The sequence below is a fragment of the Caballeronia sp. LjRoot31 genome (genome assembly GCF_964253885.1).
Taxonomy (GTDB): Bacteria; Pseudomonadota; Gammaproteobacteria; order Burkholderiales; family Burkholderiaceae; genus Caballeronia.
On record NZ_CAXURX020000001.1, the window covers coordinates 2,113,904 to 2,128,574 of the forward strand.

The 14,671-nt window shown below is 60.8% G+C and carries 11 protein-coding genes and 1 tRNA gene; 6 read left to right on the plus strand and 6 right to left on the minus strand.

Annotated elements, in window-relative coordinates:
- Positions 1-53 precede the first annotated feature (53 nt).
- Entirely contained in the window at positions 54-791 is a 738-nt protein-coding gene (locus tag ACSQ8V_RS09370) for a class I SAM-dependent methyltransferase (RefSeq protein WP_436181723.1), read from the minus strand.
- A 163-nt stretch (positions 792-954) separates the two neighbouring features.
- On the opposite strand from ACSQ8V_RS09370, the gene ACSQ8V_RS09375 reads away from it, so the two are divergent.
- From ACSQ8V_RS09375 to ACSQ8V_RS09390, 4 genes are all read left to right on the plus strand, one after another.
- A complete protein-coding gene (locus tag ACSQ8V_RS09375) occupies positions 955-2,202 on the plus strand; it encodes an NAD(P)/FAD-dependent oxidoreductase (protein ID WP_436205539.1) in 1,248 nt (415 codons plus the stop codon).
- 298 nt (positions 2,203-2,500) lie between these two features.
- The gene (locus ACSQ8V_RS09380) at positions 2,501-3,793 is read left to right on the plus strand and encodes an MFS transporter (protein WP_436205540.1); all 1,293 of its coding nucleotides are present in this window, start codon (positions 2,501-2,503) and stop codon (positions 3,791-3,793) included.
- A gap of 393 nt (positions 3,794-4,186) precedes the next feature.
- A tRNA-Asp gene (locus ACSQ8V_RS09385) sits at positions 4,187-4,263 on the plus strand.
- Positions 4,264-4,353: 90 nt separating this feature from the next.
- Positions 4,354-6,282: a SurA N-terminal domain-containing protein gene (locus tag ACSQ8V_RS09390; protein ID WP_436205541.1), complete on the plus strand. Its 1,929-nt coding sequence runs from the start codon at positions 4,354-4,356 to the stop codon at positions 6,280-6,282.
- A 138-nt stretch (positions 6,283-6,420) separates the two neighbouring features.
- Here ACSQ8V_RS09390 and ACSQ8V_RS09395 read toward each other — a convergent pair whose 3' ends face one another.
- Together ACSQ8V_RS09395 and ACSQ8V_RS09400 are read right to left on the minus strand one after the other, a co-directional pair.
- On the minus strand, positions 6,421-6,759 hold the full coding sequence (locus ACSQ8V_RS09395; RefSeq protein WP_213763872.1) for a hypothetical protein: 339 nt from the start codon (positions 6,757-6,759) through the stop codon (positions 6,421-6,423).
- Between the two features lie 165 nt (positions 6,760-6,924).
- A complete protein-coding gene (locus tag ACSQ8V_RS09400) occupies positions 6,925-7,653 on the minus strand; it encodes an arylesterase (protein ID WP_436205542.1) in 729 nt (242 codons plus the stop codon).
- Here ACSQ8V_RS09400 and ACSQ8V_RS09405 point away from each other — a divergent pair.
- Positions 7,628-8,329 carry an ABC transporter ATP-binding protein gene (locus tag ACSQ8V_RS09405; protein WP_213763870.1) on the plus strand — a complete coding sequence of 234 codons (702 nt, stop codon included), beginning with the start codon at positions 7,628-7,630 and terminating at the stop codon, positions 8,327-8,329. The two genes, ACSQ8V_RS09400 and ACSQ8V_RS09405, sit on opposite strands and share 26 nt — an antisense overlap.
- A 1,122-nt stretch (positions 8,330-9,451) precedes the next feature.
- On the opposite strand, the gene pgi is transcribed toward ACSQ8V_RS09405, so the two are convergent.
- Entirely contained in the window at positions 9,452-11,077 is a 1,626-nt protein-coding gene (pgi, locus tag ACSQ8V_RS09410) for a glucose-6-phosphate isomerase (protein ID WP_436205543.1), read from the minus strand.
- A gap of 125 nt (positions 11,078-11,202) precedes the next feature.
- Here pgi and ACSQ8V_RS09415 point away from each other — a divergent pair, with 125 nt between their 5' ends.
- The gene (locus ACSQ8V_RS09415; RefSeq protein WP_436205544.1) at positions 11,203-11,373 is read left to right on the plus strand and encodes a hypothetical protein; all 171 of its coding nucleotides are present in this window, start codon (positions 11,203-11,205) and stop codon (positions 11,371-11,373) included.
- Between the two features lie 5 nt (positions 11,374-11,378).
- Here the strand turns inward: ACSQ8V_RS09415 and ACSQ8V_RS09420 are convergent, their stop codons facing one another.
- Together ACSQ8V_RS09420 and ACSQ8V_RS09425 are read right to left on the minus strand one after the other, a co-directional pair.
- A complete protein-coding gene (locus ACSQ8V_RS09420; RefSeq protein WP_436205545.1) occupies positions 11,379-12,971 on the minus strand; it encodes an NAD(P)H-hydrate dehydratase in 1,593 nt (530 codons plus the stop codon).
- 174 nt (positions 12,972-13,145) lie between these two features.
- Positions 13,146-14,450, minus strand: a complete 1,305-nt coding sequence (locus ACSQ8V_RS09425; protein ID WP_436205546.1) for an FAD-dependent oxidoreductase — start codon at positions 14,448-14,450, stop codon at positions 13,146-13,148.
- Between the last annotated feature and the right edge of the window lie 221 nt (positions 14,451-14,671).

Consider the following 14,671-nt stretch of genomic DNA (forward strand, 5'->3'; position numbering starts at 1 on the left):
TTGTGCTTGGCGCGCGTCAACCCTGAAATCGAAGGAAGCTGCGATCAGTGGATTCAACCTGCCTTGATCGCAGCCACATTGACCAGCGTTTCACGACGCTTGCCCGGCAGCGGCCGATGCAACCCGAGCCGTTCAAGGAGTCCGAAGTCCGCCGCGCGACTCCACCACAGGTAGGGCATGGAAACGTTTTGTGAACCGAATGCGAAGCCGGCGTTGCGGATCATGTCGAGGTAAGCGTCGGCGCTTTTCTGCACATGCATGGGATGGCGAAACAGCAAGCGGATCACCCAGGACTTGATATACGCATCGGTGGATTCAGCGAACAGCAAAACCCCGCCGGGTTTCAGTACCCGGCGAAATTCACTCAGGGAGCGGTCTTGATCCACGAGATGATGAAAGGTCTGATGGCAGAACACGATGTCGGCGCTTGCATCGGGCAAGGGCAGGCGTGCGCAGTCGCCGCGCAGCAACTCGATCTCGGTCGCCCAGTCGCCGTCCTGCGAGCAAGCCTGCGCCGCATTCCGGGCTTCCACGAGCGAAGGCTCATGGAAATCGACTCCGATGATCCGGCCGGCCCTGAACGCGTTGCCAAGCAGCCGGAACGACTGACCTTGCCCGCAGCCCACATCAACAATCACCGGAGCCACGGGCAGGGTGGTATCGACCAGGCGCTTGAGATCATTGATCGCTACGCGCAGCACGTGATGCTCCCACGTGGCGGTACGCAGAAACCAGAGCCCGAAGGCTGTCTCCGGCACGTATGCAACGCTGGATATTTCGGATAACGACACGATTTCTCTCCGGCAACAAAGGATGCGAGCAGGGCGCACGTCATTGTAATCGCAAGCATGACACGCATTGAAGCAAGAGCGGGCAACTGATCCACGGAAATGATCCAGCAACGTGCGCCGCAAGAAATTCCACAGACAGCCCCAGGGCCTAAGCGAGGCACACTTGAATACTGATTCTTCGAAACAAGACACGACCGTCGATGTAGCCATCATCGGCGCAGGCCCCTCGGGGGCGGTCGCGGCTGCGCTGCTCAGAAAGGCGGGCCGTTCGGTGCTCGTGCTCGAACGCCAGCATTTTCCGCGCTTTTCGGTCGGCGAGAGCCTGTTGCCGCAGAGCATGGCATACCTTGAGGAGGCCGGCATGCTGCAGGCCGTCGTCGAGGCCGGGTTCCAGTACAAGAACGGCGCGCATTTTATTTATCGCGACCAGTCGTCGTCCTTCGATTTCCGCGATAAACATTCGCCCGGATGGGGCACGACGTATCAGGTCGAACGTGCAGTATTCGACGATCTGCTGATCCGCTGCGCCGCGAAGCAGGGCGCCGAAGTACGTTTCGGCCACACCGTGCAGGCGATGCAAACCGGCACCGCGCCCGTGCTGGACGTGATCGATGAAGCGGGAGTTAAGTACCAGGTGCAAGCGCGTTTTGTACTCGATGCAAGCGGCTTCGGCCGTGTATTGCCCCGTCTTCTGAATCTCGAGGCGCCCACGCGCATGCCCACGCGTGCGGCCATCTTTACGCATGTGCAAGACGGCATCCCGGCAGGCGCGACGGACCGCAACAAGATCTGTGTTGCGACGCATCCGGAGCATCACCATGTGTGGTTCTGGATGATTCCGCTGGCAGGCGGACGCTCGTCGGTCGGGTGCGTAGCCGAAGCAAGTTTCCTCGACTGTCCCGAGAACGAACGCGACGCAAAATTGCGCGCGCTGATCCGGCAGGAGCCAACGCTCAACAGGCTTATCGGGGAGGCGCCGTTCCTGATGCCGGTACGGCACATCGGCGGGTATTCGGCCAACGTCGAGCGGCTGCATGGTCCGGGGTACGCGCTGCTCGGTAATGCCGGGGAGTTCCTTGACCCGGTGTTTTCATCGGGTGTGACCATCGCGCTGCGCTCCGCGCATCTGGCGGTACAAACACTCGAGCGGCAGCTCAACGGAGAGACGCCCGACTGGCAGGCAGCGTACGATGTGCCGCTACGAAAAGGGATTGATACGTTCCGTGCATTCGTCGAGCGGTGGTACACCGGCGAGTTGCAGGACATCATCTTTTATCCGCATAAAACACCGCATATTCAGCGTTTTATCAGCGCCGTGCTGGCGGGTTACGCATGGGATGAATCGAATCCGTACGTGGCCGATCCGGTGCGAAGGCTCAACGCGCTTCATGAGATATGCAAGGGGTCCTGAGGGGACACAAATCGCACCGAAATCAGGACGTCCGTTGTCGCCATGCATGGGTCTTGTTGGCGCGAACAGCCATTGCCATGCAATGAAGCTTTCTTGTTGTAAGAATTCGGGCATCGGTCAGGGAACACCCTGACCGTTAGCGCCGACCGTGCAAACACCCGCATTTAACGAGTAGCATGTAACGCCCCGGCCAAGCGCACACACCATGCTTGACCGGGCCGATGCTGCGCTTACTCGCAGCATCGCCAAGACCCGAGCATCGTAGATAAAAAACGAGCCGTACCGGAGGAGACAAAGCATGCGCAAGATGCGTTGGATGGTCATATTTCTATGCTTCCTGGCAATCGCGATCAACTATGTCGATCGCGCGAACCTCGCAGTTGCCGCCCCTCAAATAGAGAAGGCGCTCAACATTGGCCCGGCGCAAATGGGCCTCGTGATGAGCGGTTTTTTCTGGACCTACGCGCTGATGCAAATGCCGTTCGGCTGGTTCGTCGATAAAGCCGGCGCGCGCATTGCATTGCCGCTTGCGGTTGGCTGGTGGTCGGTGTTCACCGCGCTCACGGCGGCGACCACGAGCGTGGCGGGCATGTTCGGCTGCCGCCTGATGCTCGGCATGGGTGAAGCGGGCGCTTATCCCGCGTGTACGAAGCTGGTCGCGCAATGGTTCAAACCGGCGCAGCGCGCGTTCGCCACCAGTATCTTCGATAGCGGTTCGCGGGTCGGCTCGGCGCTCTCCATCCCGATTGTCGCGCTGATCATCAGCGGCTTCGGCTGGGAAGTGTCGTTCGTCGCGACGGGCGCGGTCGGCCTGCTGTGGGTGCTTGGCTGGTTCCTGATCTACCGCAATCCGTCGCGTGGAGATCTGACCGGCGCGGAAAACGCAACGCCTGCGCCGCGTGGAAAAGCGTCTGGCCAGAACGTCACGTGGGCCTCGCTCTTCAGGCATCGCACGCTGTGGGGCATGATGCTCGGGTTCTTCTGCCTGAACTTCGTGATCTACTTTTTCATCACGTGGTTCCCGAGTTATCTCGTGCAGACGCGCGGTTTTTCGCTCAAGTCGCTCGGCACCCTTGGCATGATTCCCGCGCTCATTTCCATTCCGGGCGGCTGGCTGGGCGGCATCGTTTCGGACGCGCTCTATAAGCGCGGCTGGAGCCTGACGAAGTCGCGCAAGACCTGCATGGTCGGCGGCATGCTGCTTTCGTCGATCATCACGCTCTCGGCGTTCACGACCAGCACGTATGTGATGCTTGCATCGTTTGGAATTGCGTATGGCAGCCTCGCATTCGCCGCTGCGAGCATCTGGTCGCTTCCCGGCGACGTGGCGCCCACGCCGGATTACGTCGCGTCTATCGGTGGCATCCAGAACTTTGCATCGAACCTAGCGGGCATCGTGATCACCACGTTCACCGGCCTCATGCTGGCACTCACAAAAGGGTCGTTCACCATTCCGCTGATCGTCGCGGGCGGTTTCTGTTTCCTCGGCGCGTTCAGTTATCTGGTGATCGTGGGCAAGATCGAGCCGCTTCAGATTCCGGGCGCCCCATCGCTCGACGTAACCGCATCGCAGGGAGTGGGGGGACGTTGACGCAACGGTCGTGCCGGGGGTGCATTTCGCGATGGCCATGAAATGCCCCCCCGCGAGCTAATTGGAATCTTCTCTTTTCACCGTCGCTATGGGCTTCAAAGGCTCAGCGGGTGCCAACGGTGATTAGCTTCGCGGCCAAGTGGAATCCCGCTGGAGCAATTCTCGCGGAAGCGGTCTTTGCTGCGTCGCGAGAGAAAATTTCGCATCGTATGATTTTTCGTTGTATACTTCGTCCCCGATTGAGCAAACGGTTGTGGAACAAGGCTGGCAGGGTGTTGATCAAACCTTCCGGCACACCGCTTTCCAGTTCAATCGGCCCGCGGGTTGTTGCAAATGATTGAAATAATCGGCTGCGCGGACTCGGGCCTGGATCGTTGCAAAAGATGTAAAAAAGGAGTGGTAGTTCAGTTGGTTAGAATACCGGCCTGTCACGCCGGGGGTCGCGGGTTCGAGTCCCGTCCACTCCGCCAGCATTCACGAGAAAGGCGAACTCCGGTTCGCCTTTTTTATTGCCCGCTGCTGTAACATCGGGCGTTTCGTATTAGGCAGAATCGTCACGCATGCTCGACTTTTTCCGTAATCACCAACGCCTGATGATGGCCCTGTTGATCCTGATCGTCGTGCCAGGATTGGGAATTGTGGGTATCCAGGGCTTCAGCAGTTTCTTCGACGAAAACGCCAATGTCGCCAGCGTCAACGGCCACAAGATCACGCGTGTCGAGTACGACGGCGCGATGCGTCAGCAAGTCGATCGCGCGCGGCAGATGCTCGGCGCCCAGTTCGACCCGAAGATGTTCGAAACGCCGGAAATGCGCGCGTCGCTGATCGACAGCCTCGTGCAGCAGCGCATGCTCGCCGACGAAACCCAGCGCCTTCACCTGACCGCCTCCGACGCAGCGGTACGCCGCGCATTGCTGGCCGATCCGACCATCGCTTCGCTGCGCAAGCCTGACGGCTCCATTGACGTGGACCAGTACAAGCAATTGCTCGCGATGCAGGGCATGACGCCTGAGCAGTACGACGAGCGCGTACGTTATGGCCTGGCTTCGGACCAGATTCCGGCGAGTATCCAGTCCACGGCGTTCACGTCGAAGACCTTGGCGCAAACGCTGACCGAGATCGCCGAGCAGCGCCGCGACGTTCAAGGTCTCGCGCTCCGTACCGTCGACTACACCGCAAAGATCCAGCCCACCGACGCGCAAGTGAAGTCGTATTACGACGCGCACAGTGCGGAGTTCGCCACGCCCGAATCTGCGACCATCCAGTACCTGGTGATGTCGCCGGCGACGTTGTCGGCAGCGCTCAAGCCGTCTGACGCGGACCTCAAGAAGTACTACGACGACAACATCGCGCGCTTCAAGACGCAGGCGCAAGTGCGGGTCAGCCACATCCTGATCACGGCGCCGAAAGACGCAAGCGCCGCCGACAAAGCGAAGGCCAAGCAACAAGCCGAAACACTGCTCGCGCAAGTCAAGGCGCATCCGGACCAGTTCGCGGAGATTGCGGAGAAGAATTCGCAGGACCCGGGATCGGCGGCAAAAGGCGGTGACCTGGGGTATTTCAGCCGCGGCATGATCGCTGGCGGCCAGGCATTCGACGACGCCGCGTTCGGCCTGAAGAAGGGCGAAATCAGCGGGATTGTGCAGACGGATTTCGGTTATCACATCATCGAAGCAACCGACGTGAAGCCGTCCGTCACGCAGCCATTCGACGAAGTGAAGGACGCAATCACGAAGGAAGTCGTCGCGCAGCAAGCGGCGAAAAGCCTGGCTGACGACGCGGAAGGCTTCACCTCGACGGTGTACGAACAGTCGAAGTCGCTGCAACCCGCCGCCGACAAATACAAGCTGCAAATCCAGACCGCGACGCTTGGATCGAAGCCGGATCCGAAGCTGCCGCCTGACAGCCCGCTGAACAATTCGAAGTTCCTCGCGGCCATATTCGCGCCGGACGCGGTGAAGCAGCACAACAACACGCAGGCTATCGATATCGGCAACAGCACGCTGATCGCAGGCCGTGTGACGGACTATAAAGCGGCGGCCGTGCCCGCACTCGACACCATCAAGGACGCGGTGCGCACGAAGGTTGTGGCGGAAGAAGCGGCCCAGGCCGCTCGCAAAGATGGCGAAGCCAAGCTGGCCGAGTTGCAGAAGTCGAACTCGACTGCCGGTTTTTCGTCGGTATCGAAGGTGTCGCGTAACGACGCGCAGGGCATGCCGCCCGCCGCGCTTGCCGCTATCTTCAAGGCCGATTCGTCGAAGCTGCCGGCTTATGTTGGCGTCGATCTTGGCGCGGACGGGTACGCTATCTATCGCGTGAATGGTATCGAAAAGCCTGATCCGGTGACTGCGGACCGTCTTACCGGCGCACAGCAGCAAGTCGCTCAGGTCTACGCGCAAGCCGAGATGGAGTCGTACCTCGAGTCATTGAAGGCGCGCTCGAAGGTGAAGGTCACCAACGTGCCCACCACGTCCGATCAGTCGCAATGATTCGTGCAATTTGATCCGCACAATAAAAAAACCCCGCCGGCGAAAACCAGCGGGGTTTTTTCATATCGGGCTTCCTCTGAAGGTCCAGGAAAATAACAGAAGGCGCCCGATGCAAGCGTTACGAGACCTGCACCGAGATTAGAGGCATGCCTGGATGTCGCCGGTGGCATCGCTGCCGGCCGAGCCCGCAGTGTGGAAACCGACCCATGTACCCGGGCCCGAATAGTTGGGGCGAACGATGGCAGCTGCGCCGTCCGGCGGTTGCTGACCCGGAACGTAGACATTGGATGCCATGTCGTTCGCGAGCGTGTCTTGAGACACCACTTGTTGCTGTGATTTATCGGCCCATTTCTGCGCGATACATTGTGCGACAACCTTCGGCGGTTGCTGGCTCGTGCCGACCTGGCTAACGCCAGGGGACGGAGCGGCGCAAGCCGAGATCGCGACGGTCAAAGCGAGAATTGGTAAATATTTCACGTTACCTCCTTTCAATGCGCTCACAGCGGAGCCGGGGTTTTTCAGGGTTACGCGAAAATCCTGATTACTGAATCGTGGCCGTATTCCGCGCATGGCTAAAAGCCAACCAGGCGACGCGCTGACAGGGTTATATCGATGAATTGCTTCAATCAGTTAAATCCCCCGTCATTTCGATGGCGCGCCCAGCAAAGGTCTTAAAACTGGCCAGACGTTGTTCAATAGCAAAGGCTGGGCCTGAGGGGTCGGATGAATCTGATCTGCCTGAAACATTTCGGGCTTGTTTTCAATGCCCGCCAGCAGGAACGGGACCAGCGGCACCTGTTTTTCTTTGGACAATTGTTCATAGACGCCGTGAAACTTTTGCGAATAGTCGGGGCCATAGTTAGGCGGAACGTACATCCCCACGAGTAAAACTTTCGCGTTGACGGCCTGTGATTTCTCGATGATGGTCCGCAAGTTCGCTTCGGTGGTCGCGAGCGGCACGCCGCGCAGCGCGTCGTTGGCGCCGAGTTCCACAATGACTATGTTTGGTTTGAGCCGGTTGAGCGCAGCGGGCAGGCGGGCGAGGCCGCCGCTGGTGGTGTCGCCGCTGATGCTTGAATTGGCGACGCTATAATCGAAGTGCTCTTGCGGAAGCTTTGAGCGCAGCAACGCTACCCAGCCTGTATCGCGGGGCAGGCCGTATTCCGCGGAAATGCTGTCGCCGAGGACCACGATCGACGGTTTGCGGGCTGTGGCCGTGGCGGTCGCTGCAATCGTAGCCACAGCCGCGTCTTGCGCCGCGTAAGCCGGCGTAGCGCTCATGCATGCAACCAATGCCAGCGGTGCCAGCGTGGCGCGCGTTGTCCAGTTCACCTTAAGTCTCTCCATGCAAAACAATATCGAACCAGTCATTGAAGTACGGGGTTTAAGCAAGCGGGTGAAGGACGCGACGGGCGAATTGATCATCCTCGATCAGATCGACCTGTCGATCGAAAAGGGCAGCAGTGTCGCCATAGTCGGCGCATCGGGGTCCGGCAAGTCCACGCTGCTCGGTCTGCTTGCGGGATTGGACAGCGCGACGGCGGGCACGGTTCGCTTGCTCGGGCGCGACCTGGGCGCGCTGAACGAAGACGAACGCGCGGCATTGCGCAGCGGCTCGGTGGGATTCGTGTTCCAGTCGTTCCAGTTGATGCCGCATCTGAGCGCACTCGAGAACGTGATGTTGCCGCTGGAATTGCGCGGCGACGTGCCGCACAAGGAGATCGTGATTCGTGCACGTGACCTGCTTGAACAGGTCGGCCTCGGTCAGCGGACTGGGCACTATCCCAAGCTGTTATCTGGCGGCGAGCAACAACGCGTGGCGCTTGCGCGCGCGTTTGTCACGCATCCGGCGGTGCTTTTCGCCGATGAACCCACTGGCAGTCTTGATGCGGCAACAGGTTATGCAATCATTGACCTGATGTTCGAGATGAACCGGCGCAATGGCGCTACGCTCATCCTCGTTACGCATGATACCGAACTGGCCGAGCGATGCGATGCGACGGTGACAATAGAAGCAGGGCGGCTTGTGAATGGTCTAAGCGTGTAGTTGGTTTCGTTCGCACTCGGGGGTGGTCGTAGTGGTTGGGGTTGGTGTCGGGGTGGTCGGTTCTGGGGTTAGTGGTCGGGGTTGATGCTGGGTTGGTGCTTTCGGCCGTGGTGGTCTGCGAGAGTCGGATTTTCTCTTTATCACTTTTAGCCACTGTGCGTGGCGGCACGTCATTTCTTTGTCCAAAGCGACAAAGAAACGAAGCAAAGAAAACGCTTTCAACCACGCTACCCTAAGTGTCCACAGCGTGCAGTTTTCATTCATAGGTGCCCCAAAAGCACGGTGCTCGCCAGAGCCACGGATGTTTGAACCCCTCCTTCTCGCGAATCCTGACACGAACACGCTTCGCCCCGTACGCTCTCGGGCAAGCACAAGTTGCCAAAGGACCAGCACGGCCTCACGCGTTCTGCCGGCCGTCTTTTTTTGATGGGTTCGCGGCCTGGTTCGTGCGGCCATATTCGTGGATCACAGCTTGATGTCTAGCAGCTCGATGCGTGTTTAGTGCGTCAGTTTTTGGTGAGCTGACCGCGTGCTTACGCGGTTATTTTCGTCGGTTGCGGCCTTACATATTTTGGGGCTTTATTACTTGGCGGGTTGGCTGCGTGGTCCGTCGTGCGTACAAATTGGCGGGCGGTTATCCGCGGATAGCGCGGGGTGCCCCTTGGGCAGGTTCAATCACTGGTGGCGAAGCGTGTGGGTATCGGTGTTCGGAGAAGGAGGGGTTCACACATCCGTCGCTCTGGCGAGCACCGTGCTTTTGGGGCACCCATGAATAGAAACTGCACGCTGTGGACACTTAGGGTAGAGCGGTTAAAGCGTTTTCTTTGCTTCGTTTCTTTGTCGCTTTGGACAAAGAAATGACGTGCCGCCACGCACAGTGGCTAACAGTGATAAAGAGAAAATCCGACTCTCGCAGACCGCTAACGCCGAAAGCAGCAACCCGGCATTGACCTCGACCGCTAACCTCAGAACCGACCAACCCGGCACTGACTCCGACCGCTAACCCAAAACCGACCACCCCGGCACCACCCCGACCACTACGACCACCCCCGAGTGCGAACGAAAGACATCTCGCGCTCCCCCACCAGCAGAAACCGCGAGACATCCTCCAGCATAAAGCGCTTACAGCCCCTTCAACGCGGCCTGCGCACGCGCAATCAACGCCGATGTCGACGAATCGTGCTTGGCCGGATCGGCCTTGTCACTGGTGATATCGGCTTCCACCACTTTGCCGAGGATCTTGCCCAGCTCGACGCCCCACTGATCGAACGAGTTGATGTCCCACACCGCGCCTTGTACCAGCACCTTGTGCTCGTACAGCGCGATGACCGCGCCCAATGTCTCGGGCGTCAGAGCATCAAGAATGATCGTGGTAGTCGGGCGATTCCCAGGAAAGCTCAGGTGAGTAGCAAGTTCTTCCTTGCCGGGTCCTGCGACCTTCTTCGCTTCTTCCAGCGTGCGCCCGAGCATCAGCGCTTCGCTTTGCGCAAAGCAGTTCGCCAGCAGCTTCGCGTGATGATCGATCAGCGGATGTTCCGGCGTCAGCACGGCGATAAAGTCGACCGGGATCAACGTCGGACCCTGATGCAGCATCTGGTAGAACGCGTGCTGGCCATTCGTGCCGGGCTCGCCCCAGATCACCGCAGCGGTCGGGTAATCGACCATGGTGCCGTCGAGACGCGCCGACTTGCCGTTGCTCTCCATCTCGAGTTGCTGCAGATACGAAGACAGGTAGCGCATGGCTTGCGAATACGGCGCGACCATCACGCTTTGCGACTCGAAGAAGTCGCGGTACCAAATGCCGATCATGCCCATCAGCACGGGCAAATTGCGTTCGAACGGCGCGGTACGGAAATGCTCGTCCATCGCATGCGCGCCGGCCAGCAGCTTTTCGAAATTTTCCGGACCGACCGAGATCACGATCGACAAGCCAACCGTGGACCATAGCGAATAACGGCCGCCGACCCAGTCCCACATCTCGAAGACGTTTTCCTTCGCAATGCCGAACTTGACCACTTCCTCAGGATTCGCCGATACCCCCACGAAGTGCTTCGACAACGCTTCTTCCGGGCAGCCGCTTTTCACGAACCACTCGCGCATGGAGCGCGCGTTGGTCATGGTTTCGAGCGTGGTGAAGGTCTTCGACACAACAATAGCCAGCGTCTCTTCAGCGTCGATGCCCTTGAGCACGTTGTAGATATCGGCGCCATCGACGTTGGAGACAAAATGCGTGTCCAGACCGGGCTTTGCCAGGTGCTGCAATGCATGCACGACCATCTTCGGCCCGAGATCCGAGCCGCCAATCCCGATGTTCACCACATGGCGAATCGGCTTGCCGGTGTAGCCGGTCCACGAACCGTCGCGAACCTTGTTGGCGAATGCGGCCATCTTGGCTTTTTCAGCGCGGATTTCTTTCTGGAACGGGGAGTTGTCGTCGATGGAACGCAAGGCCGTATGCAGCACCGCGCGATGTTCCGTGACGTTGACGATATCGCCGGCAAACACGGCGTCACGTTTTTCAGCGACCTTGGCCTGCTGCGCGAGTTCGACCAGCAGCTTGAGCGTGGCTTCGGTAATCCGGTTCTTCGAGAAATCGATGGAAATGCCGCCGCCGTCAAAAGTCAGGCGCTCGGCGCGGGACGGCGTTGTGTCGTTTTGCGGCGCGAACCAGTCGCGCAGGCGCTCGTCACGGATGGCATCGTAATGCGTCTGGAGCGCCGGCCAGGCAGGGAGCGAATTGAGCGTCATAACGGTCCGTTTATCAGAGGGTGACGGGAAGTACTGATCATCGCGCGGGGTCCGATGAGGGTCTATCTCGAACCCCTTACGCGCGAGTCAACAAGTATAGCCACGATGGATGAATGATTGCTTGCATGGACGATAAGCGCATCGGCCATGGCTTCATGTTTCGTTCGTCATGGATAAACGGCGCGAGGCGGCCGGCGGTACAGGTGGCCTCGCGTACGTATCGCACGGATAAACGCCGCTCGGCAAACGGCGCCACGGACGGACTCGCCGACGTACCCGCACCTCGAGCACGTTAGCCTGATCACGTAGCGTAAAAAAGCCGGTTGAGCAAACTGCGCACTTTCGGCGCCAGCTCGCCCGCGGTTAATCCTGCTGGCCCTTCGCCTTCGCCGGTCAACTCTTCAGCGGCCAGCCCGTGCAGATAAACCCCGGCAAGCGCCGCCTCATAAGCCGGCAAGCGCTGCGCGAGAAACGCGCCGATCAACCCGCCCAGCACGTCGCCGGTCCCGCCAGTAGCGAGCGCGGCATTGCCGGTGGGGTTCACCGACACGCGCCCATCGGGCGAAGCGACGATCGTGCCGGTGCCTTTCAGCACAGCGACAGCCGCGAAACGCGCCGCCAGTTGCCGCGCGGCAGCGATGCGATCGGCTTGCACCTTTTTTACCTCCGATCCGAGCAAGCGCGCAGCTTCCAGCGGATGCGGCGTCAATATGCACGGGTCCCCGCGAGCGCCCCGTTCGGCGATCTTGGCAGCCAGCTTTTCATCCGATGAAATCAGGTTGAGCGCGTCGGCATCGAAGAGCTTGGGGACATCGAGTGCGAGGACATCGACGAGCACCTTTTTCGCGCGCTCGCTCTGGCCCATGCCGCAGCCGACCGCGAGCGCGTTCATCTTGTCGAGTGAGATCTGGTCGACGTGGTGCAGCATCAGTTCCGGATGCGGCGGGTCATAAGGCGGTGAATCAGTGCCGATGAACGCCACGTTGACCTTGCCCGCGCCTCCGTACAATGCCATGCGCGCGGCCAGGATCGGCGCGCCGCACATGCCGGTGTCGCCGCCGAGCACGGCCAGCGTGCCGAACGTGCCCTTGTTGGTCGAGAAATCGCGGGGCGGCAAGTGCGAGCCGAACAGCGATGGCGCGTTCAGCACGACAGAAGGTTCAAGCGGCGGCTTGACGCCCAGATCGGCGATATAAAGCTTGCCCGTGAGGTCGCGGCCATCGCCGGTGAAATGGCCCGGCTTCGCGCCGATAAACGTGATGGTGTGCGTGGCCCGCACGGCCTGCGCACGACCATCGGCGCTGCGGCTGACCGGCTCACCGGTATCGCTCGACAGCCCGCTCGCGATATCCAGCGCAAGCACGCCGCCGCTCGCCTTCGAGCGCCGTGACAGGCGCCCGGCGAGATCCGCGAACGCGCCTTCCAGCGGCCGTCCGAGACCGATGCCGAACATGCCGTCGATGAGCCAGCCGAAGGTATCGAAGGATGGAGGGGATTCGGTGGTGATTTTCACGCCAGCTTGCCTGGCTTCGGCCAGCGCCCAGCGTGCATCGTCGGGTTTGACTTCCACCGGCATGCAGACTTCAACGTCTATACCGGCGCGCCGCAAGCGGGCGGCCATCACGAGTGCATCGCCGCCATTGTTGCCCGGGCCGGCCACGATCCAGACTGGCAGGGTGGCAAGATGCGGCGCATGCCGATTCTGATCGATGACAAATTGCGCCGCGGCAGCGCCGGCGCGCGCCATCAATGTATTCGGGGAAAGGGCGGCCGCCGCGCGGCTTTCCAGCGTGCGTAGTTCGCCGAGTGTCAGCAGCGCCAGCGCGTGATCGCGCGGCTCGACGTAGGGCGGCTGAGGGGTGTTTGAGACGGTGGAGAAGTCGGAGTCGGTCATGGCGCCAGCGTTGGAGGAGTGCGTTAGCTCATCGCAATTATTGCGCCCAAATGACCACAAACGCCGGCCGGGGATCCGTAAAGTGCATCACGTCCGCGAAAAAGGCAGTTCGCTACTTCACTTCGCTAGCGTTTTCGCCGCCCTGGACCCAAGCCGGATAGCGCTCAATCCTGCCTAAAACCGGTTCATCCGCAGCGCGCGCACCGTTTCAAGAGGCACGTCGGGCGTGATTCCGGAAACCATCGCCGCCACGACCGTGGCCGCTCCACAAGCGATACCCCAGCCCGCCGGCCCGTGCGCCGCGTTGATGAACAAACGGGCGTGCCCGGTCGGGCTTACAACGGGCAAGCCATCGGGCGACACCAGCCGGATGCCATCCCAAGCCCGCGCCGCCGATACCTTCGCCGCGCCCGGAATCCAGTCGTGCGTCGCCTGGCCGAGCAGCGCGAGGGCGCGCCGCGTCATGCTTTCGTTCATCGGCTTGTGCGCTTTTGCCGCGCTCTCAAGCACCGCGCCGCCGGTCACACGCATGCGCTGGTTGATCCGCGTCATCGTGATGCGTTTCACCGAATCGACCACCGTAATGTGAGGCGCACGCTCTTCGTAAGCAATCGGCGCGGTCAGCGTGTGCAGGCGCAGCGGATGCAGCGGCAGCGTGATTCCCAGCGTGGCCAGCAAGGCCGGCGTGCCGGTACCGGCCGCGACCACGATGGCGTCTGCGCCGATCAGTTCCACGTCGCGGGACTTGCGGCCCTTGCCGTCCATTTCGCCCGCGCGCGGTCCGAGTTCCACGGCGGCACGCTGGGCATCGGCGCGAATGGCCGTTACTTCGCGGCCCAGCTGGAATTGCACGCCGCTGTCTTCCAGCACCTGCTTCAGCAGCTTCGTGAACAACGGGCAATTGGCGGTGTGGGCATCGCCCAGCAATACGCCGCCAGCAAGCGGCGGATCATCGGGAATGGAAGGCTCCGCCGCTACGCATTCCTCGGGCGTCAGCAGGCGATACGGTGTCTCGAAGCGCTGCAGCAGGGCGATCGCGGACTGAGCCAGTTCGAGATCGCGTTCATGACGGAACACGTGCAGCACACCCGTGCGCTGTTCGTAATCGAGGGAATACCGGGAGTCGATATCCGCTATCAGGTCGCGCGAGATATCCACCAGCGGCCGCAAAGCAACGTACTGACCTTTGAAAAGCGCCGGGTCCTTGAGCCGCGCGAGTTGCCTGGCGAACGCGCGGGTATCGGAATTGAAGCCGGGTTTGTACACAATGCCGGTTTTGGCCGAGCGACGTGTCTGCATGAACGTTGGTCCGAACCACACGTCGAGCGGCGAGGGCAGCACGGAGCCGCCGTGGCCGTAGGTTGCGCCCTGCGCAACGGTGGCATGGCGCTCGACCACGCAGACGCGGTGGCCGTTTGCACGCAATTGATACGCGGTGGCGATGCCGGCGATTCCGCCGCCGATGACGATGACATCCATGATTCATTCTCGCCCGAAGGCGCAAGACCAGACTGGTTCACGAGCCGGCGCCCGACTGTGTCGGGGCGCCCGGGATTCGCCGGGATTCTCGTGAGAGAGGCGAGCCGGCGTTTGTGCGACCAAACGCCGGTCGGGGAAAGCGCGCCATCATAGCGCCAAACGGGCATCGGCGGGACGCCAAGAGGCGTGGCACAGCGGCGCCGGTGGCCGGGTCGGCGGCT

Excerpts from the sequence above, each read along its gene's own strand:
- ACSQ8V_RS09400 (WP_436205542.1), bottom strand. The coding sequence starts at position 7,653 with ATGACTGGTTCGATATTGTTTTGCATGGAGAGACTTAAGGTGAACTGG.
- ACSQ8V_RS09405 (WP_213763870.1), top strand. The coding sequence starts at position 7,628 with ATGCAAAACAATATCGAACCAGTCATTGAAGTACGGGGTTTAAGCAAG.
- ACSQ8V_RS09420 (WP_436205545.1), bottom strand. The coding sequence starts at position 12,971 with ATGACCGACTCCGACTTCTCCACCGTCTCAAACACCCCTCAGCCGCCC.
- pgi (WP_436205543.1), bottom strand. The coding sequence starts at position 11,077 with ATGACGCTCAATTCGCTCCCTGCCTGGCCGGCGCTCCAGACGCATTAC.
- ACSQ8V_RS09425 (WP_436205546.1), bottom strand. The coding sequence starts at position 14,450 with ATGGATGTCATCGTCATCGGCGGCGGAATCGCCGGCATCGCCACCGCG.
- ACSQ8V_RS09415 (WP_436205544.1), top strand. The coding sequence starts at position 11,203 with ATGGACGATAAGCGCATCGGCCATGGCTTCATGTTTCGTTCGTCATGG.
- ACSQ8V_RS09390 (WP_436205541.1), top strand. The coding sequence starts at position 4,354 with ATGCTCGACTTTTTCCGTAATCACCAACGCCTGATGATGGCCCTGTTG.
- ACSQ8V_RS09380 (WP_436205540.1), top strand. The coding sequence starts at position 2,501 with ATGCGCAAGATGCGTTGGATGGTCATATTTCTATGCTTCCTGGCAATC.